Raw genomic sequence first — 21,049 nt, 5'->3', positions numbered from 1 at the left:
CACAGGGGGACGGCATGCGGAAGGCGTTGGGACGGCCGGTGCAGAGGGCGCGATCCTGGTACCGGCGCTACGGGCGCCTCGGCGCGCCGCGGACGCCGCGACCAGTCAAGCAGGGCCCGCAGGCCGCCTCCGGACGCTCGCTGGAGGACTGGGCGCGGTTCGGCGGCGGTCTGCTCGGCCCGGAATCCGCCGATGCCCCGCGTCCTGAGATCCGCGCCGATCGAGGGGCCGCCCTCGGCATCCCGATCAGTCCGCCGGGCTGAAGACGTCGTCGCCCACGAAGATCATCTCGCGGTCGATCTCGGGGGGATCCTTCTGCGAGCCGTAGGCGAAGAACAGGCGCCGGGTCCGGCCATCCGCCGCGGTCAGCGTGAGCGTGTGGCGATCGAGGGCGTAGCGCCCGCCCTCCGGCGCGCGCCGACGGGCGATCGCCGTGCCGACGCCGGTGCTCGCCCCCGAATTCGTCGCGCCGACCGAGCCGCCGCGACCGTAACTCCCGTCCGCGTGGAAGTCGTAGCGGCTCTCGACGGCGATCGCGACGTCGCCGCCCAGGGCGGTGTTGCCGCCGCCCGACAGCCGCCGGTACGCCCGCGCCACCCGCTCATTGGCGACGGCCGGGAAGGCCCGGAAGAAGCTGCCGTCGCCGAGGGCGTAATCGTTCGCGCGGCCGCGCGCGTCCGTCAGGACGAAGCCGGCGCCCTTGGCGCTCCACCGCCCAAATCGCTTGGGCCGTGCGGCCCGCTCGGCGGCGAGGTCCACGTCTTCGAGCGCGGTGTCGGCGATCTCGTAGTAGGTTCCGTCGCGCAGGAAGATCAGCGGCTCGAAATCGATCGTCATGAGACCGCCGACGCCGAATCCGGTGGTCGAACGGAAGTACACGCCCTCGACCTGATCCCAATTGGCGGCGTGGCGCGGGGGACCGGCCGCGTCCGGGGCGGAGGGAGCCGGGGAGGGAGCCGGCCGCGCGTCCGGCACGGGCGGGCTCTCCGCGACCGGCGGCGGCTTCGGGGCCGCGCGTCCGGCCCGGCCCTTCGGCACCAGCCCGTCCTCGGTCAGCGCCAGATTCCGCAGCGTGGCGACCGGGATGAACTCGTTGGACAGGCCCGCCAGGAAACGCGGCAGCACGCCGAGCCGCTTGGCCGCCTGCCAGCCGGCATGGTGGAGAACGGCGCGCAGCTTGACCTGCTCGGCGAAGGCCGCCCGCGTGGCCGGCTGGGACAGGGGCGGCCGTTCCGCCATCGGCGCCACGAACCGGGTCCGGATCGCCCGCAGCGCCGCCGCGCTCGGCTCGACCGTCGCGTCGTTGGCGACCATCCATTGCAGGGCGATGAAGGCGGTGAGCACGTCGCCCGCATCGTCCGGCCGCAGCGGCGTCCCGTCGAGGAAGCCGCGGAAGATGGTGTCGTAATCGTGCTGGGCCAGCTCTCGCGCCGTCTCGGCCGCGGCGATCGGGTTCGTGGCGCGCTGGTCGCGCACCGCCCGCGCGACCGTGGCGGCCCGCAGGTCGGGCGTCGAGGCGTAGGGGAGGGCCGGTCCCTCCACCTCGGTCGCCTGCGCCCGTGCCGGGGTCGCCGTTACCGGGATCGCCAGGCTCCACAGCGGGACGGCTGTCACGCCGAGGCCGAGCAGCGCGGCCGCGCGCCGGAAGGTGAACCGCATCATCGCCGCAACCACGCTCGAAGGATCATCAGCAGGCCCTGCACGACGGTGAGCAGCAGTGTCAGGGCCATGAAGGGCAGGAACGGGATCAGCAGCCAGCCCGTCATCGTCAGCGTGTAGAGCAGGCCGCCGATATCGTGTCCGGCCACCGGGCAGGGGTGCGTCCCCGCCTCGTTGACGGTGCAGCCGGTCAGGTTCGTCAGCGCGAGGCCGAGCGCGAAGGGTACGACCGGCAGCCACGTGATGAGCAGCAGGATGAGGATCACGCGCAGGCGTCGCCGGGACGGGCTCGGCCGCGCCATCGTGGGGATGGCCATCGGTCACAACCCCTAAGCGGAGCCGGGGCGGCCGCGTCGCGCTGCGCCGCTCATGGCTGGCGGCGGTAGAGGCCGCGGAAGGTGACGTTGACGCCTCCGCAGGCGAGGTTGTCGTCGACGACCAGCCAGGGGCCGACCCGCCGCAGCCAGACCTTGCAATCGGACGCGTCACCGGCCTCGACCGGCAGCGCCCCGTTCTCGCCGACGGCGAAGCTCACCGCGGCGCCCTGCGGGGCGACCGTGCCGGCGAATTCGCCGATATGGACGCCGCCGCGGCGCGCCCGCTCCGGATCCCCGGCGCCCCAGGTGGCGTCGCCCCCGAAGGTGAGCAGCCCCGGCTTGTCGGCCTGGGTGATGCGGATGCGCGCCTCCGCACGGGTCCAGGTGCCGAGCCAGTCCCCAGGCGCGACGGCACCGGGCGGCTCGACGGCGACGGCCTCGCCCGGGAGCCAGCCGGTCCGGCCCATATCGTCGCCCGCGCCCCGATAGTGGGCGCAGACATAGGCGCCGCGACGCTCGCCGAGGATGACGGGATCGGCGCTCACCAGGTAGGCGCGCTCGCGGCACGTGGCGCTCGGGTCCGGGCAGCCGGCGCGGGCGAGCCCGTCCTTGACGAAGGCCGTGCGCCCCGGCGCGCTGATGCGCCCGAAGGTTGGGGGCGCGCCGGACGCGAGCGAGGGGGACCGCCGGCACTCGTTCTCCTCCGCGCGCGCCGGACCAGCGAGCAGGGCGAGGGCGGAGACCAGGAGCAGCGGGGCGAGGAGCGGCGGGCGCATCGGGAAGGCTCTCGTTGTGGGTGCAGAGGTCGGTCAGCGCATCGCCACCGAAGCGGCGACACGGTCGGCCCTGTCCAGGGCGTCGGGGCGACCGGCATCGGCGAAGCCCAGCACCCGCAGGTAGCGCTGGCCGTCGAAGACCATCGTCTGCGTCACGCCGAGGGCACGGCCGCTCTTGGTGTCGGTCCCGGTGCCGCGCAGCCGCACGACGACCGCCTCGCCGCGACTGGACCGCGCCTCGTCCGTGACGTTCACGTCGGCGAAGTCCTTCTGCGCCGCGAACAGCCGGCGGGCGACCGCGACCTCCGCACCCGCCGGGACCGGCGCCTGACCGAGCGAGGGCGCGACGACGATCACCGGCTGCTCGCGCTCGGGATCGACGTCCTTGGGTCCCTCGGTGAGGAGGAGGCTGTTGCCCGCGAAGACCGCGGTCGGCCGGTAGCCCGCCATGTCGCCGACCGTGTAGGGCAGCGCCGCGACCTGATCGGTCAGGCTCGCCTTCGCGCGGAACGCGATCGTGCGGAGGGCCGCCTCGACGGAAGCGGCGGGCACCTGCCGGGCCGCCTTCTCGGGGACCTGCACGGTGACGAGCCCGGTCCCGGGGGCGCCGCGCACGACGGCGACCCATTTCGCGTAGGTGAGACCGTTGGCCGGCTGGGTGCCGCGCAAAACGAAGCCCTCACCGCCCGCGACCGGCAGGGGCTCGGCCCCGCCCTTCACCCGGAAGCCCGTGGCGGCCAGCGCCTCGGGGGTGAACCGGCCGTTGATCTGGTCCCAGGCCTCCGGCGGCATCTCCACCAGGATGATCGACGCGCCGGCCGGATGCTCGAAACCGGCGAAGCGCCGGCTCACGCTCATCCCGGCCGGCGGCGTCAGGCCGAGGGCGCCGGCGCCCGGAAAGACCGGGTCGGCCCGGGCCTCGCGGGCCGCGATCGCCAGGGGCGCGAAGACCAGTCCGGCCAGGATGACGCGCCGCGCCGGGCGTTGCGGGACAAGATGGGAGAGGGCGCCGCGCAGGCGCTCGCGAACCGACATGGTCAACCTTCAGGGAACGGTGGGACGACGAGGCGGGGAAGGCGAAGGTTCGGCTACCGCGTCGCCACGCGGCTGATGACGAAGGTGTTGCCCGAGAACTGGACCTGACCCGGCGCGCTCATGTGCTCCAGCATCAGGCGGAGGTTCCGGCCGAGCCGGGCGGAATCCGAGCGGGTCTCGTACCAGTACTCGGTGCTGGCCCCGCTCGCGCGCACCGGACGGTGGTGCTCGTAGCAGCGGAAGGCCGCCATGTACTCCTCGGCCGCCTGGACCTCCTGGGCCGAGAAGCCGCTCAGACGGACGACGTAGGCGCTGGGCAAACCCCCACAGCCCTCGCCGCCGGGCGCCGCCGCCACGGCGCCGCCGACCGGAGCGGCGTCAGGGGGCGCAGCGCCGGCATCGGCACCGCGGCGAGGCGCGATGACGCCGTCGAGCTTCGCGGTGAGGGCGGCCGCGAGGTCGGCGGCCACCGTCTTCGCCTCGGCGCCGACCCGCTCGAGCAGGCACTCGCGGTCGCACCCCTGGGGCAGGGGCGGCAGCTGGAGCCCGGCCACCTCGAACGAGCCGAGCGACTGACCGGTGCGGACGTTGAGGAGGCGTCCGGGGATACGGATCTCCGGACGGACGATATCCGAGTAGGCGGATTTCGACGCCGACGCGTAGATCTGGAACACCGCCACCACGTCGAGCGGCGGATTCTGGACCGCGCGGGCGACCTCGATCAGCTCGGCATCCCGCCGGCGCACCCGGTTGGCCTGGGTGAACCCCATCGCGACGGCGGTCTCGTCGTAGACGTTGTAGCCGCGCAGGTTCATGGTCTCAGACAGCTCGTGGATCACCCGCTGGAAGATGCGGTTGCCGCGGGGCACCGCGTCCTCGTCGGCGTCCTCGCCCATCACGACGACGTTGGGCTTGGTCTGCGCCCGGGCCGGTGCCGCGTAGGCGGAACCGAGGGCCAGGACGGCGAGGCAGGCGGCGCGGAACGCGGTGGTGCGGAACGCGGTGGTGCGGACGAGGGGCATCGGGATCCTCCAGGACATCGCGGGTCTCTCCGTCTTCGGACCGTCGGTGAGGCGAGTTGGCGTCATTCGGTGCAGGGACGTGGGGTCGGCGCCGCGCGGAAATCGTCGAGGTCGAGATCCGTCCGCAGGCGCGGATCGGCCAGGTCGCTGCACGGACCATCCGCGACCGGCAGGACGAAGCGGAGGGCACCGCTGCGGGCCGGCGCGATCAGGCTGACCTCCACCCTGCGGTTCACCCGTGACAGGGGTGCGTCGGGATCCTTCGGCCGCGCGGGTCCCCAGCCGTGGACGCGCAGGCGCTCCGGGGCGATGCCGTAGGTCTCGACGAGATGCGCCTTCACGGCCCGGGCCCGGGCCAGGGAGAGGCGGCGGTTGTAGGCGCGGCCGCCGGCGGCGTCGGTGTGGCCGGCGATCAGGAATCCGTGGCCCGCGAGCGGCTCGGCGCGCAGGGCCTCGCCGAGCGGTTCGAGCTGGATGCGCGCTTCGGGGGTCAGGCGCGCGCTGTCGTAGGCGAAGAACACGGTGAGATCGATCGACCGGGCGGGAACGACGCGGACCGCCGGGCCGCCGTCGTCGGGGCTGACCGCCAGCGGCCGCGCGGGCGCTCCCGGATTGCCGTCGGCGAACGGCGCGAGCGACCGGATGATCGCGGTCGGACCCGGGTTCGCGGCCCGCGCCTCCTCGGCCTCCGCCCGCTCCGCGGCCGGGTCCCGCGGCGGAGGCGCTTCGTCCGGCTGCGCTGCCCGGGCACCCGGCACCTCGGTGAGCGGGTTCGCCCGCGCGGGCGCGGCCAGCGCGAGGGCGAGGCCGACGGCGAGCAACAGTCCGGAGCGGCCGAGGCGCGCCCGCGCGGCGCGCGGCAGATCGTGGGTCCGCATCGCTTACCCTTCCAGTGTCCCGGGCCTTGCTTCGGCCCCTCTCACCCCGTCCATGGGCGGCCCAGAGCGATTTTCGTCGCCCGGCCTCGCGATCTTCGCGACGGCGCTCAGCGTCCCCGCAGGATGGCGTTCATCCCGGCCGGGTCGAGGGGTCCGTCGGTCGCCGGCCTGGGTTGGGGTGCCGGGCCGGGCCCGACCGGCCTGGTCCCCGGATCCGCGGCGGCGACCGGGCGCCCCTGGGCCGCCGCGATCCGCGTCAGGGTCGGGCTCCGGCCCAGGATCGCCGAGAGGCGGGTCGCGCTGTTGAAGCTCGTCGGATCCTTCGGATCGAGGCCGCCCTCCTTGTGGAGCGCGATGCCGGCCACGGAGGCGTCGAACATGAGCGAACCGGACGAGCCGCCGAGCGTGTCGCAGCGGTGGCGCAGGTCCGGGCCTTCGGCCTGGTCCTTCACGGCGAAGCAGCGGAAGCGGCTCATCACCTTCGGTCGTCCGAGGGGATGGTGGATGACCAGCATCGAGCGGTTGGCCGTCACCGGCTCGCCCGAGAGCCGCGCGGCGCCGTAGGTCGCGGTCGGATTGCCCGCCACGCGGGCGAGGGCGAAGTCGAGGCGGGCGTCGAACTCGACGGGCTTCGGGTCGATCTCGAACCGGCGGGAGCCTTTCCCGTCGAGGGTCAGGTAATCCATCAGGATCGACGCCTTGATCGGGCGCAGGTCGCCCGATTGCGGCAGGCAATGGTGGTTGGTCAGCACGTAGTCGCCGGTCAGGAGCGTCCCCGTGCAGGAGGCACCGACCTGCTGCCCGGTGCGGCCGTTCTGGAGCACGATGTCGACGCGGCCGATCGGTCGGGCGAGGGCCGCGAGGCCGTCCTTCGGGTCGAGCTCGCTCACGGGCTCGAAGGCGCCCTTGTTCTGGTCGACATAGGCGGCCGCGTCGCCGGTCGTCTGGCGCAGGGGCAGCTGCGCCCGGCCGTAATCGGCGGGATCGAAGCCGACGCTCTGCGCCCGCGCGGCATCGCCGCGGCCGAGCACGATCAGCGCGCAGGCCGTTCCCAGAAGGAGTGGGCCTCTCCGGCGCATCGCGATCATCCTCTCCCTCCTCTCGGTCCGCGAATCGGGCCCGCGCTCGCGGGGTCGATCGACAGCATTCGCAACACGCCGGATTCTCATCAGCGCGCCAGGGTGTGGACCAGGCGGCCGGCAAGCGCGCCGGTTCCGGCCTCCGGAACGGCCTGGACCGTGTAGACGAGGTTCTGCCGCGCGCCCTCGCGCAGGAAATAGCCGAGCGCGCCGTCCGCCAGCCGGACGGCCGGGAGGGCGGCGTCGCGCAGTTCCGGCCCGACCTGCACGCGCAGGCCCGGCTCCGCTCCGATGGCGAGCCCGCACAGGTCCGGCGTGAGGCGGCTCGCGGCCAGGTGATCGCCCGACTCCGCCGGTACCGGGCGCCGCTCGGGCGGGTCGGCTCCGAAGGCGACGCGGCGGCAGGAGGAGCCCGCCGGGGCGCGCAGCTCGGAGACGTGGATCGGCGACGCGATCCGGACTTCGATGCTGGGGGGAGGGGCGGCGGGAACGGCCGGCGCGTCGGGGCGCGGCTCGCTGACGGGATCGGGCCGCGTGGCCCCGAGAGCGAGCACACCGGCGAGTCCGGCTGCCGCGACGGCGCCGACCGGCAACGCGAGACGCCACCATCGCCGCGCCGGCGGCGTCTCGGCCCTCTCCGGAGGCCGCAGCGCGGTCAATGCGGCCAGGGCTCCGGGCACGCTGTGCGACGGCAGGATCCGCACGTTCCGGCCCATGCCGCGGAAGACGGCTTCGGCCTGCGCGCGCTCCGGCCCGTCCGGCAGGAGGACCGCCAGCGCGGCGTTCGGAGCTCCGGCGATCGTCGCGGTGGAGCGTTCGATCTTGTCGAGGAGCGCGTAGTCGCCGGGCAGCACCGCGAGGTCGAGATCGACCGCGCCGGTCGCCCAGAGGATGAGGTCGGCCTCCTCCGGTGCCGCGGCGAGCGGGTGGCCGCCCTCGGCGAGGCCGTGCGCCAGGCAGACCGGAACCTCCCAGGAGCGTCCGGCATCGAAGGAGCCCGACAGCCGCAGCTCGTGGGGCTCGGGCATCCGGCCCGTCCACCGGGCGAGCGGGCCGGCGGCCCCGCAGAGCCGGGCGTAATCGGCCGACCACGGCAGCGGGCGATAATCGCCGTCCGCGAAGGCGGCCGGGGCCGGAAGGCCGGGGCGCGGCCTGAGCCCGCGCAGCACCAGCGGTCCGCGGGTTGTGGGCACCACGACGAGGATGGCCGGACGCGTCATGCGCGGGCCGGTCTCCCGGACGGGCCGAGACCGGCCTGCCGGCTCGTCCGACGGCTCGTCCGACGGCTCGTCAAAGCAGGAACACCGCGCAGGCCGGGTCGCGGAGCATCCGGCCCATGAGGGCCGCGTCCGGCACGGCCGGGTCGAGGGCGAGCACCGCCGCGCCCTCGATCGCCGGACCGAGGTCGAGCCGGACCGTCTCGTCGCCGAGCCACGCCTCGATCACCCGCGGCATCTGCCCCGACTCGCCGCGCAGGACGAGGAGCGGCGGCGCGCCGTCCGCGGCCTCGAGGATCTCCAGCGCGTAGGCGCCGACCCGGCGCCGGAGAATCGCGCCGTCCGAGGCGGCCGCGGCGAGCGGCGCGTGGGCGAGCGCCAGGGCGCCGAGCATCGTCCGGTAGCGCCGGGCCGTCGCGGGGTCGCCGCGGATCGCCCGCACCGTCGCGAGGTCGACCGGGCCGTCGGGCGCACGGGTCGCGTGGGCCCAGAGCCCCGCGTGGTCCGGCCGGGCGGTCGTCGCCGCATCGCGCACGAGGGCGCGGGCCGCGTGGATCTCGGCGAGGAGCCGTGCCGCGTCGCTCACGCCGCGGCCTCCCCGGCATAGGCCGCCGCGAACGCGACCGCGAAGATGTCCCGATCCGCCGGGAACAGCGCGTCCAGCGGCCGGTGCCGGGCGAGGCCTTCGAGCGACCGCTCCAGCTCGGCCGCCGCCTCGGCGAGGCGCAGCAGCGCCGGTTCGGCGGCCGCGAACCCGGCCGCGAGGCCCTCCCGATCGTCGAATCCGGCGCGGCGCACGCGGCGCAGGTCGGCCTCGGCGGCCTCCAGCGCGCCCCGCACCGCCTCGGGCAGCGCGTCGCGATCGGCGATCCGGAGGGCCGCCGCGATGCGCAGCATCCGGCCGAGATGGGCCGCGAGCAGTCCCGCGCGCGTCCGGAGTTCGGCGTAGCTCTCGGCCTCCAGGCAGGTCGTCCGCTCGGCGATGGCGGCGCCGCCGCCGCCGCGGCGCAGGCGGTTGGCGATGCCCGACTGGACCCGGCCGAAGCTCACGGCCCGGAGCGTCGTCAGCGGGCGGGTCCGGTGGTAGGGCTCGAGGCGCAGGAAGTCGGCCAGGTCCTCGCGCTCGGCGCCGGTGAGGATCTTCGGGCCCTCCGGCCAGTCCGCCAGCAGGGTCGCCAGCGCCGCGGCGGGTTCGGCGGCCGCGAGATCGCCCAGGGCCGCGTCCAGCCGCTCCTCCCAGCCCGCGTGGGCGTCGAGGGCGGCGGGGGCCGCGAGGGCGTCGAGGCCTTCGAGGAGGCGGCCGGCCGCCTCGAAGGTCACGAAATGCTCCGCGACGATGCGGAAGCCCGGCCGCTCGCCCGTCGCCATCTCGGCGCGCCAGAAATCGAGGATGTCGTCGTCCGCGACCGACCGGCGGCCGCCCAGGAAGGTCAGGAGCGCCCGGAAGCGCCGCTCCAGCGGCGCCAGCGGCAGATGGGCGTTCCGGTAGGCGGCGAGATGCCGGGCCAGCCGCTTGGCCAGGATCGCCGCGCTTTCCGGGTCGGGCGCGGCGGCGAGCTCGTCGAGCCAGCCCGCGACGGTCGCGAACTGGGCCAAGTCCTCCGCGGTGAGCACGAACTCGGCCAGCGCGAGGAGCCGGGCGAGCCCGGCCCAGCCGGTGGACCAGGCGGTGCCGAGCACGGGGCCGCGGTCGTCGACGGCCGGGCCGCCGCCGAAGCGCGCCGAGAGGGCGGCCGGTCGCGCGAGGCCCGGGTCCAGGGCGAGGGTGATGAGATCGCGCCCGTCGCGGGCCCCGGCCGCCTCGGCCAGCGCGGCGAGGGCGTGGGCGAGGTCCCACAGGGGCTTGTCGCGGTTCGGGCGCACGGCACCCGTGACCACGCGGGCGAGCCAGGCACGGTCGGCGCGGGAGAGATCGCGGCCGTCGCCGATATTGGCGAGGTCGGCCGCGCAGCGCTCATCGTATCCGCCCGTCATGCGCCTCCCGGTCGCGGGCTGCCACGCAACCCCTTGTGATCGTTCGATTCGCCTTATGGTTACCTCGCGACCGGCCATCCGTCGACCTCCGGCGGCCATCCGGGCGCCACCCGTCTGCTCTGGGCGGTCCAGACGCGGTTCTGATCCCGTCGCGCTCCGGCTCAGCGCACCACGACGCGCGCGGCGGCCTCCGTGACCCCGGGCGTCGCCCGGATCCGGTCGAGGAGGTCCAGCACGTCCGGGGGCTGCAGGAGACGCGCCTCGCCGTCGGCGCCCGGCGCCGCCGCCAGCCACCGCGCGGCGAGCTCCGGCGGCAGGCCGCCCGGCACACCGAAGCAGGCGAACAGGTTCTCGAAGGGCTCCCCCGCGACGATCTCGTCGAGGCCGTAGCCCCGTGGATAGCGCCGCGAGTCTCCCGGCTTGAGGGCCAGCTGCGAGGCCGGGTTGTCGCGCACCGGCAGGGCGACGAAGGCGGTCTCGTCGGCCGCGACCACCCAGCAGTACAGGTTCTGCGCGACGCGGGACTCGATGCGCATCTCCAGGCGCTGACCGGCCGCGAACGGCGTGGCGGCGGCCGCCACCGAGAGGCGGCCGGCATCCGTGCGCGCGGTGGCGGCGAGGTGGTCCAGGAACGGCCGCGGGACGGGATCGCAGCCGAGCCCCTCCGTCGCGATCCGGCGTCGCCCCGTCGGGGCCAGGACAGCGCCGTCGCGCTGGAACTCGACCTCCATCCAGGATTGCCGGTCGTGGTCCGTGCGGAAGCGGCCGCGCGCGGTGACGGTGCCGGCGCAGGCGCTGCCGGGCGGCCGGCGGCGCACGTCGAGGCGCGCGCCGCGGAGCACCCGATTGGCCGAGCGGGCCTCCGCGTCGAGGGCGATGACGAGGCGGTCCGTGAGGGCGCCGGCGCAGGTGGAATGGCCGCCTTCCGCCACGAACGGGCAGACCTCGACGGCGCCGGCATTCGGTGCGGCCTGCGCGAACGCCTTCACCGCACCGTCCATGACCGCGTCGACGTCGGCGACGCCGGCGCCGACATGGATCGGTACGACCAGAGGGTCGCTCGTCGCCTTGCAGGCGGCGCTCTGCGTCACGGCCTGGAGCCGGAGGGAGGCGGTCTCGCCGGCCCGGCGGGGCTCGACCAGGAACACGGCCGCGTCCCCCGCGAAGGCGGACCGGATCTGCGCCTCGGCCTCCGCGCCCGAGAGGCCCGTCGTGCCCTCGCGCAGGGCCTTGATCCGCACGACGTCGGCCGCCGCCGCCAGCCTGACCCGGCCGGTCGCCTGGAGCCGCGTCTCGACGGCGAGGCGCACTTCCTCGGACTGCTCGCGCGACAGGGCCGTCTGGCCGGGCTCGACGCCGACGACCGCGAGCGTCAGGTCCGGCCGGCCGGCACAGGCCGCCACCGCATCGAGGAACGGTGCCAGCGCCTGCGTCGCGGGGTCGGCGCGCGCAGCCGCCGGGGCGAGCAGCAGCGCGGCGAGGAGGAGGCGCCTCATTCGGTCTCGTTCGCCCGGGCGTACTGATCGAGGGCGCGGACGAAGACCGGATTGAACCGCCCGTCCAGGGCACCGGTGTAGTAATCCGCGTCCTTGATGGCGCGCTGCACCGAGCGGATCGTCTCGGGCTTGAGCTTCTGAGCGGCGGTGTCGGTCGCCGAGACGGAGGCGGCGCCGAGTTCCCCGTGCTTCAGCGCGCGCAGGACCATGTCGGCCGAGCGCACGCCGGGGAAATACCGCCCGAAGCCGTTGTCGATCAGCGTCGCCATCGTGGCCATCGCCACCGGGTCGCCCCGGTCCGCCGCCTGCCGGAAGAGGTCGAAGCCCTGGCGCAGGTCCTTCGGGAAGCCGTAGGCGCCCGTCGCGTAGTGCGGCACGAGCTTGCTGATCGACGCGACGTCGCCCCCGGCCACGGCGCGGCGATACAGGGCGACCGCCTGCGCCTCGTCCTTCGGGATGCCGTTGCCGTACTCCAGCATCCGGGCAGCGTTGGCCAGCGCCACGACGTTCCCGCCTTCGCCCGCCTGCCGGTAGAGGCGGAACGCCTCGGCCTGCTGGCGCTTCACACCCTGGCCGTTCTCGTAGAGGGCGGCAAGGTTGTTCAGCGCCGAGATGCTCCCGGCCTTGGCGGCGCGGTCGTAGGCGGCGAGGGCCTCCTTGTAGCGGTCGGCCCGGTCGTAGGCGCGGCCGAGCTGGTAGGAGAGCCGGCGCAGGTCCGGATAGGCGGCCGCGGCCCCGCGGCAGGCTTCGATGGCGGCCGCGGGCTCGATCCGGCCGAGCTTCACGCCCGCGACCCCGCTCGGACGGTCGGGATCGTCCGTGCCGGCGGCGAGCTCGTCGCAGCGCTTGACGCGCGGATCGGCGCTCGGGTTCTTGCCGCCGAGATAGCCCTCGGCGAGGCTGCGATAGGCGCAGACCTCGCCGCAGGAATCGAGATAGGCCTGATATTGCCGCTGGGTCCCGAACTTGGCCCAGTTCTCCTGATCGATCGCCGCCGCGTCCCGGCGCCGCCCGGCCAGGAGCCTGTCCATGGCCTGAGGCCGGTACAGGCAGATCTCGCCGCAGGCGCCGATATAGGCCTCGAAGCCCTCCCGGTTGCCGAGCGCTTCGGCCCGCCGCCATGCCGCCTCGTCCCGGATGGCCTCGACCCCCTTCGCGACGGCCGCCACCGGCAGGGAGGCCTTGAGGACGATCGGGGCCTCGTCGATCTCGGGCACCTGTTCGCGGCCCGACGCGCGGCGGGCCGCGTCCTCCACCTCGCGGCGGAGGTAGCGCTTCAGCTCCGTCCACTGCACGAGCCCGTCGCCGTCGCCCTGATGGTCGCGCGCGTCGGCGAGGCCCGACACGCCCATCAGGAACCGGCTGGTCAGCAGGCCGAGCTTGTTCGCCTCGTCCCAGTTGGCCGGTGTCGCGCCCGATGTCGCCACCAGCCGGACGATGCCGCCCTCCGTCTTCGGCCGGGCGGGGGCGAAGCCGGGCGCGGACACCGCCAGCAGGCTCTCGCCCTTGCGGCCGGTCTCGCCGGTGAAGCAGGCATCGACCATCACGACGAGCTGGTGGTCGGCGCCGATCTTGCGCTTCACGAGCTCGAGGTTGCGGTACAGGGTCTCCAGCGCGTACCCGCTCTCGCCCTGGTTCGGGTTGCCGTCCTCGGGCAGCAGGAACGGCTGCTTGGTGGCGAGATCCGGGACGCCGTGGCCGGAATAGTACACGAAGACGTTCGAGTGGCCCTCGCGCACGCTGCGCCAGAGGCGGCCGGATTGCGGGTTCCGCTCGGTGCCGAAGACCTGGTTGAACTCGTTGAGGGTCGCGTCCTTCAGGAGGAAGACGTTGCTCTCGCGGTAGCCCAGGCGCTCGATCAGGTAGGCGCGGATCGCCTCGGCATCGTTGTGCGCGTAGTCGACAGGCACGGTCTGCTTGTAGCTGCGGTTCCCGATCACCACCGCCACGGCATCGGCATTGTCGGCGAAGGCTGCCGGATCCGGGGCGGCCCTGGCCGGCGCGAGCGGGGCGAGGCAGCTCATCCCGAGCAGGATGAGCGCGGTGCGGGTGGCCCGCCGCAGCGCGGATACCGGGTTGGCTCTCGGCAAGCGCGTCCTCCTGTCCGGGTCGCGGCCCGGTTTCATCGTCCTCGGAACGGGGCGCGCCCGGTCGGCACGCGCGACAGGGTTATCCGCTGGAGGATCGGGAAACAATCTCACGGTGCGAGCGCGACCGGTCGAGGCGGGCTCCGCGACGATGCGGATGACATCGGGGGCGCAGGTGCCGGTGCGGGGAGCGGGCATCTCAGCCCCAGCCGAGATACGCGACGATCAGGCTGAGGGCGGCGAGGTGGAGCGGCGAGAGGGCGGTCAGCATGGTCTCGCTCCTCACGGCAGGTAGAGACCGCGGCCGCAGCGGCGGGCGCGCCGCGCCTCGAAGTAGCCGGTGTAGCGGTTGTAGACCTCGACCGTGCGGTAGACGCAGTAACGGCCGGAGTTGCGACCGTTGTAGTAGACGCCGCCGTTGTCGAGATCGACGCCGAGGAACTCCTGGTTCCCGTGCTGCGGCGCAGCCTCCTGGGCGAGAGCGGGACCCGCGACGCAGAGAAGGCTGGCGGAGAGGACGAGGATCTTGGTCTTGGTCATCTCGGGTCTCCCTGGTCGGGCGGTGGATCGTCCGCCTCGACAGGGGCATGGGTCGGCCAGACGCGGTTTCGTGCGGCCGGCGCGGTGTGACGCGAAAAATTTTTTCCGACAGGCGCGGCCGAGATGGCGTCGGTCGTCCGGTAACCGCCCGACGGCGGCGGTGTCCGTCGCCATCGACGGCAGGGTCACCACGATCAGCCTTGACCCACAGGACCGTCAGCGCGCTCCGATCGAGAGCGACGCGGGCACTGCGTTCTGTCCAGAACACGCGACGCGACGGCGTCGAATGCTCATCATCCGCCGCAAGCCATCCCGGCTTACTGAACCGGTAACACTATTTCTCACGATTCGTTGACCCGGGATCGGAGAGGGGTCAATACAGCGTCCACTGATCGTTGAGAGCCTATGCGATGGACGGCGAATACTGTTAAGGGCTTCTCTTCATTTGAGAGGTATTCATGAAATCTCTCGTGGTGGCTCCGGCTGCGCGCGTGGCGGACCGGATCGTGCTCCCGACCGCCTGAGGGTGGACAGGCTCTCGCCGCCGACCGCCCGGATCCGGTCCACCACGCCTGCGCAACCGTGCGCGGACTGCAGACCTGTTCTCGACGCCGGTGCGGATCGCGCGCGGTGTCGACTCGGAAACGACATCTCCCGGGGCCGACATGTGCCAGGTGTTTCAGCATCCTCCGCGCTCAGCTTGCCTGACCGTCCGTCCTGGGGACCCTCACACCCGATCGGTCTCGGCTCTCCTCGGCGTCGGGATCGTGAGCGCGGCCTTGCTCGGCCCGGCGATGTCGGCGCGGGCCGACGATGGGCCGAGCTACGGCGATGACCGACGCGGCATCTTCCTGCCCTTCCTCAACGCGCCGCGACCCGGCGACGCCATCACGAAGTCCCCGCGCCTCGGCCTGTCGTTCGGCCGCGAGCCTCGTCCGGTGCTCGTTGATACCGGTTCGACCGGCATCGTGGTCTCAGCCGCTCGGATTCCCGACAACGAGAGCCTGCCGAGCGAGCCCGGACGGCTGACCTACTCGAGTTCCGGCCGGATCATGGTCGGACGCTGGGTGCGCGTCCCGGTTTCCATCGTCGGCCGCGATGGAGCGAGCGTGGTCACGCAGCCCATCCGGGTCCTCGCCGTCGACCGGATCGACTGCACCGCGCGCGCTCGCAGCTGCACGCCCGAGGTGGCGCCGGCCCACGTGGCGATGATGGGGATCGGTTTCGGCCGCGAGGACGACAGCCAGACGCAGAGCACGCCGGACACCAATCCGCTCCTCAACGCGGAGCCGCCGGGACCCGGTTCGGTGCACCGCGGCTACGTGCTGACCCGACGCGGCGTGCATGTCGGCTTGACGCGCGCCAACACGCGCGGCCGCTATCGCTTCGTGAAGCTCGACCCGCACCCGCACGTGCCGGGCGACTGGCTCGGCGTTTCCGTCTGCATCACCGTCGACGGCCGTGAGCCCGCCGCCTGCGGCCGGGGGCTCCTCGATACCGGTGTCACCGGCATGTTCCTGACGCTGCCGCCGTCCCAGGTCGCCGACAGCCTCCGGGCCGATGCGGGCGATCACGCCGTGCTCCGCCCGGGAACGCGTCTCGGCTTCCAGTTCGGCGACGCGGCCGGCTACGCGATCGATGTCGGAGACCGAGCCGCGCCGCTCGCTCCCGAACGCATCGTCCTCAACACGGTGCGCCCGCAGCCCTTCATCAACACGGGACTGCACGTCCTGAACGGCTTCGACGTCCTCTACGACGCCGACCGCGGCTATTACGGCTTCCAAGCCCGCGACGCACAGTCGGCGTCCGACGACCCGTGATCTGCGCATCGGCCGCCGTGTCGTCCGCCTTCTCCCGCACCGAGTCCGCCATGCTGCGCAACGCCTTTCTCACTGCCGTGATCCTCGTCCCGACCGCCGGATACGCGGCGGAGGTCGATTGCGGCGCCTCCGCGAACCAGATGGACGCCAACATCTGCACGGCCCAGGAATTCGACCGGGCCGATGCGGAGCTGAACCGCCGCTACGCGACCCTGCGCAGCAAGCTCGACGAGAACGGCCGACGCAATCTGGTCGCCGCCGAGCGCGCCTGGATCGCCTTCCGCGATTCCGAGTGCAACCTGCGGACAGGCTTCAACACGCTGACGCCCGACGACAACGGAAGCATCGCCCCGATGCTGCTGGGCGCGTGCAAGATCACGCTGACGCGCCAGCGGATCCAGGACCTGGCAGCCCAGATCAAGTGCCCGGGCGGCGACCTGTCGTGCTCGCCCTGACTACCTCCCGTCTTTCCCAACCACCGGCCTGAGCGAGCTGCCATGATCATCGTCACGACCGAGAACATTCCGAACTACCACGTGCGCGAGGTCCGCGGCCCCTGCTTCGGCGCCGTGGTGCACAGTCGCGGTGCGGTGGGCAATTTCACCGCCGGACTGCGCAGCATCATGGGCGGCGAGATCAGCGAGTACAGCCAGCTGATCGAGCAGGCGCGGTCGCAGGCGATCGACCGCATGGCGCAGAACGCGGCGCAACTCGGCGCCAACGCCGTCGTCATGATGCGTTTCGATACCGCGGACACCGACCAGTCGATGATGGGCGTCGTCGCCTACGGCACCGCCGTGGTCGTCGAGGCACGCTGAGGTCGCGGCCCGGGCCGCGTTCCGCTCCGACCCGCCGTCACCCGCCGCGCGCAGGACCCCTCAGCCGGGTCGATGCGACGTGCGAACCGGATCTCAGAGCCATGAATCACAAGCGCCCACGCCTGCTGCAGGCCTCGGCCCCCGTCCTTGCCGGGCTGCTCGCCTGCCTCGCCGTGCCGACGACCGCCGGAGCCGACCAGCCGTCCGCGAAACTCTGCCTGACCGAGACCTCCACGCCGGGCACGACGGCGTGCATGACCCGCGCCCTGCAGGAGGCCGACGCGAAGCTCAACGCGGCCTACAGGAAGGCGATGTCGGTGATCGATCACGACGACCGCACGCCGGACCCCGACGCCAGGGCGCTCTGGAAGACGCGGCTCGAGCGGGCGCAGCGGGCCTGGATCGCCTTCCGGGACGCGGATTGCGGCGACCTGACCGACAGCGAGTGGGCCAACGGGAGCGGCGCGAACGCGGCGCTGCCCGCCTGCCTCTACGACAAGACCGTCCAGAGGACGGACGACTTGCTGAGCCGCTACCCGCTGCATTGAGAAGCGGCGCGGCATCGCCTGGGGCCCGTCGCGAACCGGTGAACACTTCGGTTCCGCCGGAAGCTCCCCCGGCCCCGATGCAGTCCTCGTCCGCTTGCGGACGGGCGGCCGTCCGGCGCCCGATCTCACCCCGCTTCGATGGGACCGGGAGGACGCGGCGCCGGCGGCTCGGCCGGCGGGTCCCCGTCGGGCGGTGCGGGCTCCGGCAGCGGATCGTCGATGGGAGGCAGCGGGTCGTCCCCGGGACGCGGCGTATCCGACGACATGGTGCGGTGTCCTGTCCGAATCTTTGGGCGGTCGGGGACGTAACGCGCGTCGGTCCGGTCGGATGCGGCCTCGTCAGCCGAAGGTCAGCGCCGACCGTTCCCGGAGCGCCCTGCGCAGGGCCCGGCTGAGGTCGGCCACCGAGTAGGGCTTGTGCAGGAGCTCGAAGCCGTCGGTGCCCTCCGACGCCAGCACGTGGCTGTAGCCGGAGGTGAGGACGACGGGCAGGTAGGGACGACGGCGCCTGATCTCCCGGGCCAGATCGACGCCGTTCATGCCCGGCATCACCACGTCGGAGAAGACGATCTCGATCTCCTGGCCGTTCGCCTCGATCGTGGCGATAGCCGCCTGCGCGTCCTTCACCCAGACAGCCCTGTAGCCGAGTTCCACGAGGGCTTGCCGGGCGAAGGCGCCGACCTCCTCGTTGTCCTCCACCACGAGGACGGGTGTGCCGTGACCCTCGGCGAGCGGCTCCGGCTCGTCCGGCACGCCCTCCTGGACCTCCGCCTGCTGGGACCGGGGCAGGAACAGCGTGAAGGTGGTCCCGACGCCGACGACGCTGTCGACCGCGACGTCACCGCCCGATTGCTTGGCGAAGCCGAACACCTGGCTGAGGCCGAGGCCGGTGCCGTGGCCGACGCCCTTCGTCGTGAAGAACGGCTCGAAGATGCGTTCGAGGAGGTCGGCTTCGATGCCCGAGCCGGTATCCGAGACCGACACGGCCACGAAATCGCCGGGCACGGCCGGATGCGCCCGCAGCGCCGGGATGCGGTCCGCGCGCCGCACCTTGATCACGAGGCGGCACTCGCCCTGCATGGCATCGCGGGCGTTCACCACGAGGTTGACGAGGGCCGTGTCGAACTGGCTGGGGTCGGCATCGACGTGGCAGCGCAGCCTGCGGCCGTCCGCGTCCGTGCCGGCATCCGTGTCGGTCGCGACGTGGATGCGCGCGCCGGTCAGCGTGCCGACCATGTCGGCGATGGCGGCCACCGACTGCACCACGTCGAAGATCGACGGCCGGAGCGCCTGCCGGCGCGCGAAGGCCAGCAACTGGCTGGTCAATCTGGCGGCACGGTCGACCGTGTCGGCGATGGCGTCGACGTAGCGGCCCCGCCGATCCTCGCTGAGGCCCGGTCGCTTCAACAGATCGGTCGACGACTTGATGACGGTCAGCAGGTTGTTGAAGTCGTGCGCCACGCCGCCGGTGAGCTGCCCGACGGCCTCCATCTTCTGCGACTGACGCAGCTGCTCCTCGAGGGCGCGGCGCTCCGTGACGTCGCGCCCTGTCGCGTGGAACCGGTCTTCGCGCGCGATGGCGTTCCAGGCGATCCAGCGATACGCGCCGTCGGCGGTCCGGAACCGGACGTCGAGGTCCGACAGCGTGTGGCCGGTCCGCAACGTCTCGAACGCGCTGGCCGCGGTCTCGCCGTCGTCCGGATGGATCAGGGTATCGATGCGGATGCCGACCAAGCTGCCGGCCGGCCACCCGAGCAGCTCCGTCCAGGCCGGGTTGACCGCCTGGCAGGTTCCGTCGAGGGCGCAGACCACGAGAAGGTCGCGGCTCGTCCGCCAGACCAGGTCATGCTCGATCTTCCGGTCGCGCGTCCGGACCTCCCGCCGCTCCTCGTCCGCCTGCCGGGCCGCCGGATCCTCGAGAAGGATCGCGACGCGGTTCTGCGTCCCGCTACCGGTCCGCATCGCGCGGACATCGAGGATGGGTCCCGTTCGCGACAGGGCTCCCTTGAACCGGGCGCTGTGCCCGGATCGCGCCACGTCACCGAGGGTGTCGAACCAGCGTCGGGCGTGGTCCGGCTCGAGCGCGCTCATCCAGCGTCCCGCTGCGGCGCCGAGGCCGGACTGATCCTCGAAGGCGGCGTTGGTCTCCACGACGCGGTAATCCGCGGCCCTGCCATCCCCGTCGAAGCGCAGCTCGACGATGCAGAAGCCCACCGCGTCGTCCGCCCGGGCATGCCGCGGCGCGATGGTCCGCTCGACGGCCTGCGCCTCGCGCTGCCGGAAGCGCGTGAGGTCGAGCTGACTGCCGAAGAAGAACAGCAACTCGCCGAGCGGTCCGAAGACGGGGCTGATGTAGAGTTCGTTGACGAAGGTGCTGCCGTCGCGCCGATAGTTCAGCAGCTCGACCACCACGTCGCGCCGCGCGGCGATGGCATCGCGGATGCGGGCGACATCGGCCGGATCCGTCGCGGGCCCCTGGAGGAAGCGGCAATTGCGCCCGATCAGCTCCCCCGCCGAATAGCCGGAGAGTTCCAGGAAGGCGCGGTTGGCGAAGACGATCGGGTTGTCGGGCAGATTCGGATCGGTGACGATCATCGCCATCCGGGTCTTGTCGGCGGCGGTGAACAGAAGATCGGAGCGGGCGGTGCCGACTCCGGCCAGAGTGGTTGTCGGGGCGGTGACCGGGGCCTGTGACGCGCGCAGGCGCGCGTTCTCCTCAACCAGCGCGCGCTCGCGCCGACGCAGCCGCTCGACCTCCCCCCGAAGATCTTCGATGCTCATGGCCCGGTCTTATCCGGAGCCGCCGCCGCGTCCAACCGCAACCGGCACGCGGATGCGAGAAGGGGGTGTGACCTCTGGTCCCGACAGTGCCGGCGTCGGCCACCGGACGTTCGGATCCTGCGATGCCGGAAGGGGGCGGGTCCGCCGGTTCCCGACCCGCGATGACCGGCGCTGACTCCACGGGAGTCCGGAGACAGCGGCGGGCTGCGGGCGGTCGTGCCGCCGGGACCGGTCTCTCGCGTTCCGGCCGGATGCGGCCTCGGGACCCCGCGAACGCGAACGGCCGGAGTTCAACTCCGGCCGCTCGGTCGACGCGGTGCGTGTCGCTTACCGCAGGAGCTGGAGGACGCCCTGCTGGGCGGAGTTGGCCAGCGACAGGGCCGAGATGCCCATCGACTGGCGGGTCGACAGCGCCTGCGAGTTGGCCGCCTCCTGGTTCAGGTCGGCGTTCGTCAGGTTGGCCGAGCCCGTCTGCAGCACGTTGATCAGCTGCTTGGAGAAGTCCTGGCGGTTCTGAACCACCGACAGGTTCGAGCCCAGCGTGCTCGCCGCGGAGTTCAGGGCCGCGCCGGCCGTGGTCAGGACCGCCAGGGTCTTGTTGACGTCGGCGTTCAGCAGGAAGTTGCCGAGGCCGTTCTGGCTGGTCGAGCTGTTCGAGTTGGTGATCGACGACAGGCCCAGGCCGCTGGAGGTCGCGTCGACCGAGGCGACGTTCAGGTTCGAGCTGCCGGTGTCGTTGAACTTGATGTTCATGTCATTGCCCTTGCCGGCAATGAGGTTGACGCCGTTGTAGCTGGCGTCGCTGGCGAGCTGCGTGATCTGGTTGAGCAGGTTGTTGTACTGGTTGGCCAGCGAGGCGCGCTGCGTCACGCCCGAGATCGACAGGTCGCTGGACACCACGGTGCTGGCGGCGGTGCCGTAGGTCGAGGCGGTGGTGGCCGAGGCGGTGAAGCCGAGCGCCGTCTGGCTGCCGGAGTTCTGGAATTCCACGTCCGCCTGAGC

At 72.9% G+C, this 21,049-nt stretch carries 20 protein-coding genes; 5 read left to right on the top strand and 15 right to left on the bottom strand.

All coding sequences use genetic code 11. The features are described 5' to 3' along the window. The first annotated feature begins 14 nt into the window (after positions 1-14). Positions 15-263, top strand: a complete 249-nt coding sequence (locus BM314_RS14970; protein ID WP_091978724.1) for a hypothetical protein — start codon at positions 15-17, stop codon at positions 261-263. Here the strand turns inward: BM314_RS14970 and BM314_RS14965 are convergent. From BM314_RS14965 to BM314_RS14905, 13 genes are all read right to left on the bottom strand, one after another. Further along, complete coding sequence (locus BM314_RS14965; RefSeq protein ID WP_091978722.1) at positions 247-1,662, bottom strand: hypothetical protein; 1,416 nt, start codon at positions 1,660-1,662, stop codon at positions 247-249. The two genes, BM314_RS14970 and BM314_RS14965, sit on opposite strands and share 17 nt — an antisense overlap. Then, positions 1,659-1,976 (bottom strand): hypothetical protein, encoded by a 318-nt coding sequence (locus BM314_RS14960; RefSeq protein WP_042670658.1) that lies wholly within the window; start codon positions 1,974-1,976, stop codon positions 1,659-1,661. The genes BM314_RS14965 and BM314_RS14960 overlap by 4 nt, the downstream gene beginning before the upstream one ends. A gap of 50 nt (positions 1,977-2,026) precedes the next feature. After that, complete coding sequence (locus BM314_RS14955; RefSeq protein ID WP_091978720.1) at positions 2,027-2,752, bottom strand: hypothetical protein; 726 nt, start codon at positions 2,750-2,752, stop codon at positions 2,027-2,029. Positions 2,753-2,785: 33 nt separating this feature from the next. Beyond that, positions 2,786-3,787 carry a hypothetical protein gene (locus BM314_RS14950; protein WP_091978718.1) on the bottom strand — a complete coding sequence of 334 codons (1,002 nt, stop codon included), beginning with the start codon at positions 3,785-3,787 and terminating at the stop codon, positions 2,786-2,788. 53 nt (positions 3,788-3,840) lie between these two features. Next, on the bottom strand, positions 3,841-4,827 hold the full coding sequence (locus tag BM314_RS14945; RefSeq protein WP_234082334.1) for a hypothetical protein: 987 nt from the start codon (positions 4,825-4,827) through the stop codon (positions 3,841-3,843). A gap of 44 nt (positions 4,828-4,871) precedes the next feature. Then, entirely contained in the window at positions 4,872-5,687 is an 816-nt protein-coding gene (locus tag BM314_RS14940) for an OmpA family protein (protein WP_091978714.1), read from the bottom strand. A gap of 107 nt (positions 5,688-5,794) precedes the next feature. Then, a complete protein-coding gene (locus tag BM314_RS14935; RefSeq protein ID WP_091978712.1) occupies positions 5,795-6,775 on the bottom strand; it encodes a trypsin-like serine peptidase in 981 nt (326 codons plus the stop codon). Between the two features lie 80 nt (positions 6,776-6,855). After that, positions 6,856-7,986: a hypothetical protein gene (locus BM314_RS14930; RefSeq protein ID WP_091978710.1), complete on the bottom strand. Its 1,131-nt coding sequence runs from the start codon at positions 7,984-7,986 to the stop codon at positions 6,856-6,858. A 70-nt stretch (positions 7,987-8,056) separates the two neighbouring features. Next, the gene (locus BM314_RS14925; protein WP_091978708.1) at positions 8,057-8,569 is read right to left on the bottom strand and encodes a hypothetical protein; all 513 of its coding nucleotides are present in this window, start codon (positions 8,567-8,569) and stop codon (positions 8,057-8,059) included. Further along, positions 8,566-9,957 (bottom strand): hypothetical protein, encoded by a 1,392-nt coding sequence (locus tag BM314_RS14920; RefSeq protein ID WP_091978706.1) that lies wholly within the window; start codon positions 9,955-9,957, stop codon positions 8,566-8,568. Before BM314_RS14920 ends, BM314_RS14925 begins: the two co-directional genes overlap by 4 nt. Positions 9,958-10,118: 161 nt before the next feature. Beyond that, positions 10,119-11,453 (bottom strand): hypothetical protein, encoded by a 1,335-nt coding sequence (locus BM314_RS14915; RefSeq protein ID WP_091978704.1) that lies wholly within the window; start codon positions 11,451-11,453, stop codon positions 10,119-10,121. Further along, positions 11,450-13,543, bottom strand: a complete 2,094-nt coding sequence (locus tag BM314_RS14910; protein WP_091978702.1) for a caspase family protein — start codon at positions 13,541-13,543, stop codon at positions 11,450-11,452. Before BM314_RS14910 ends, BM314_RS14915 begins: the two co-directional genes overlap by 4 nt. A gap of 279 nt (positions 13,544-13,822) precedes the next feature. Continuing rightward, on the bottom strand, positions 13,823-14,080 hold the full coding sequence (locus tag BM314_RS14905) for a hypothetical protein (protein WP_091978700.1): 258 nt from the start codon (positions 14,078-14,080) through the stop codon (positions 13,823-13,825). A gap of 767 nt (positions 14,081-14,847) precedes the next feature. On the opposite strand from BM314_RS14905, the gene BM314_RS14900 reads away from it, so the two are divergent. From BM314_RS14900 to BM314_RS14885, 4 genes are all read left to right on the top strand, one after another. After that, positions 14,848-15,900 (top strand): hypothetical protein, encoded by a 1,053-nt coding sequence (locus BM314_RS14900; protein WP_091978698.1) that lies wholly within the window; start codon positions 14,848-14,850, stop codon positions 15,898-15,900. Between the two features lie 50 nt (positions 15,901-15,950). Next, the gene (locus BM314_RS14895; protein WP_244539946.1) at positions 15,951-16,355 is read left to right on the top strand and encodes a lysozyme inhibitor LprI family protein; all 405 of its coding nucleotides are present in this window, start codon (positions 15,951-15,953) and stop codon (positions 16,353-16,355) included. A gap of 42 nt (positions 16,356-16,397) precedes the next feature. Continuing rightward, entirely contained in the window at positions 16,398-16,718 is a 321-nt protein-coding gene (locus BM314_RS14890) for a YbjQ family protein (RefSeq protein WP_020094546.1), read from the top strand. Positions 16,719-16,819: 101 nt separating this feature from the next. Further along, the gene (locus tag BM314_RS14885) at positions 16,820-17,266 is read left to right on the top strand and encodes a lysozyme inhibitor LprI family protein (protein WP_091978695.1); all 447 of its coding nucleotides are present in this window, start codon (positions 16,820-16,822) and stop codon (positions 17,264-17,266) included. 339 nt (positions 17,267-17,605) lie between these two features. On the opposite strand, the gene BM314_RS14880 is transcribed toward BM314_RS14885, so the two are convergent. Both BM314_RS14880 and BM314_RS14875 read right to left on the bottom strand, forming a co-directional pair. After that, positions 17,606-20,047: a PAS domain S-box protein gene (locus BM314_RS14880; protein WP_091978693.1), complete on the bottom strand. Its 2,442-nt coding sequence runs from the start codon at positions 20,045-20,047 to the stop codon at positions 17,606-17,608. A 327-nt stretch (positions 20,048-20,374) separates the two neighbouring features. After that, positions 20,375-21,049: flagellin (locus BM314_RS14875; RefSeq protein ID WP_280142560.1), on the bottom strand; the 675-nt coding region annotated here is incomplete at its 5' end.

The organism is Methylobacterium sp. 13MFTsu3.1M2, from assembly GCF_900112625.1.
Classification (GTDB): domain Bacteria; phylum Pseudomonadota; class Alphaproteobacteria; order Rhizobiales; family Beijerinckiaceae; genus Methylobacterium.
Note: the sequence above shows the minus strand (reverse complement) of the source record. Positions and strands in the feature narration are given on the sequence as shown.

Bases quoted from the DNA above. Each gene is read 5' to 3' on its own strand.
- BM314_RS14890 (WP_020094546.1), top strand. From the start codon at position 16,398: ATGATCATCGTCACGACCGAGAACATTCCGAACTACCACGTGCGCGAG.
- BM314_RS14930 (WP_091978710.1), bottom strand. From the start codon at position 7,986: ATGACGCGTCCGGCCATCCTCGTCGTGGTGCCCACAACCCGCGGACCG.
- BM314_RS14935 (WP_091978712.1), bottom strand. From the start codon at position 6,775: ATGATCGCGATGCGCCGGAGAGGCCCACTCCTTCTGGGAACGGCCTGC.
- BM314_RS14885 (WP_091978695.1), top strand. From the start codon at position 16,820: ATGAATCACAAGCGCCCACGCCTGCTGCAGGCCTCGGCCCCCGTCCTT.
- BM314_RS14965 (WP_091978722.1), bottom strand. From the start codon at position 1,662: ATGATGCGGTTCACCTTCCGGCGCGCGGCCGCGCTGCTCGGCCTCGGC.
- BM314_RS14905 (WP_091978700.1), bottom strand. From the start codon at position 14,080: ATGACCAAGACCAAGATCCTCGTCCTCTCCGCCAGCCTTCTCTGCGTC.
- BM314_RS14970 (WP_091978724.1), top strand. From the start codon at position 15: ATGCGGAAGGCGTTGGGACGGCCGGTGCAGAGGGCGCGATCCTGGTAC.
- BM314_RS14960 (WP_042670658.1), bottom strand. From the start codon at position 1,976: ATGGCCATCCCCACGATGGCGCGGCCGAGCCCGTCCCGGCGACGCCTG.
- BM314_RS14915 (WP_091978704.1), bottom strand. From the start codon at position 11,453: ATGAGGCGCCTCCTCCTCGCCGCGCTGCTGCTCGCCCCGGCGGCTGCG.
- BM314_RS14945 (WP_234082334.1), bottom strand. From the start codon at position 4,827: ATGTCCTGGAGGATCCCGATGCCCCTCGTCCGCACCACCGCGTTCCGC.
- BM314_RS14880 (WP_091978693.1), bottom strand. From the start codon at position 20,047: ATGAGCATCGAAGATCTTCGGGGGGAGGTCGAGCGGCTGCGTCGGCGC.
- BM314_RS14920 (WP_091978706.1), bottom strand. From the start codon at position 9,957: ATGACGGGCGGATACGATGAGCGCTGCGCGGCCGACCTCGCCAATATC.
- BM314_RS14955 (WP_091978720.1), bottom strand. From the start codon at position 2,752: ATGCGCCCGCCGCTCCTCGCCCCGCTGCTCCTGGTCTCCGCCCTCGCC.
- BM314_RS14950 (WP_091978718.1), bottom strand. From the start codon at position 3,787: ATGTCGGTTCGCGAGCGCCTGCGCGGCGCCCTCTCCCATCTTGTCCCG.
- BM314_RS14895 (WP_244539946.1), top strand. From the start codon at position 15,951: ATGCTGCGCAACGCCTTTCTCACTGCCGTGATCCTCGTCCCGACCGCC.
- BM314_RS14940 (WP_091978714.1), bottom strand. From the start codon at position 5,687: ATGCGGACCCACGATCTGCCGCGCGCCGCGCGGGCGCGCCTCGGCCGC.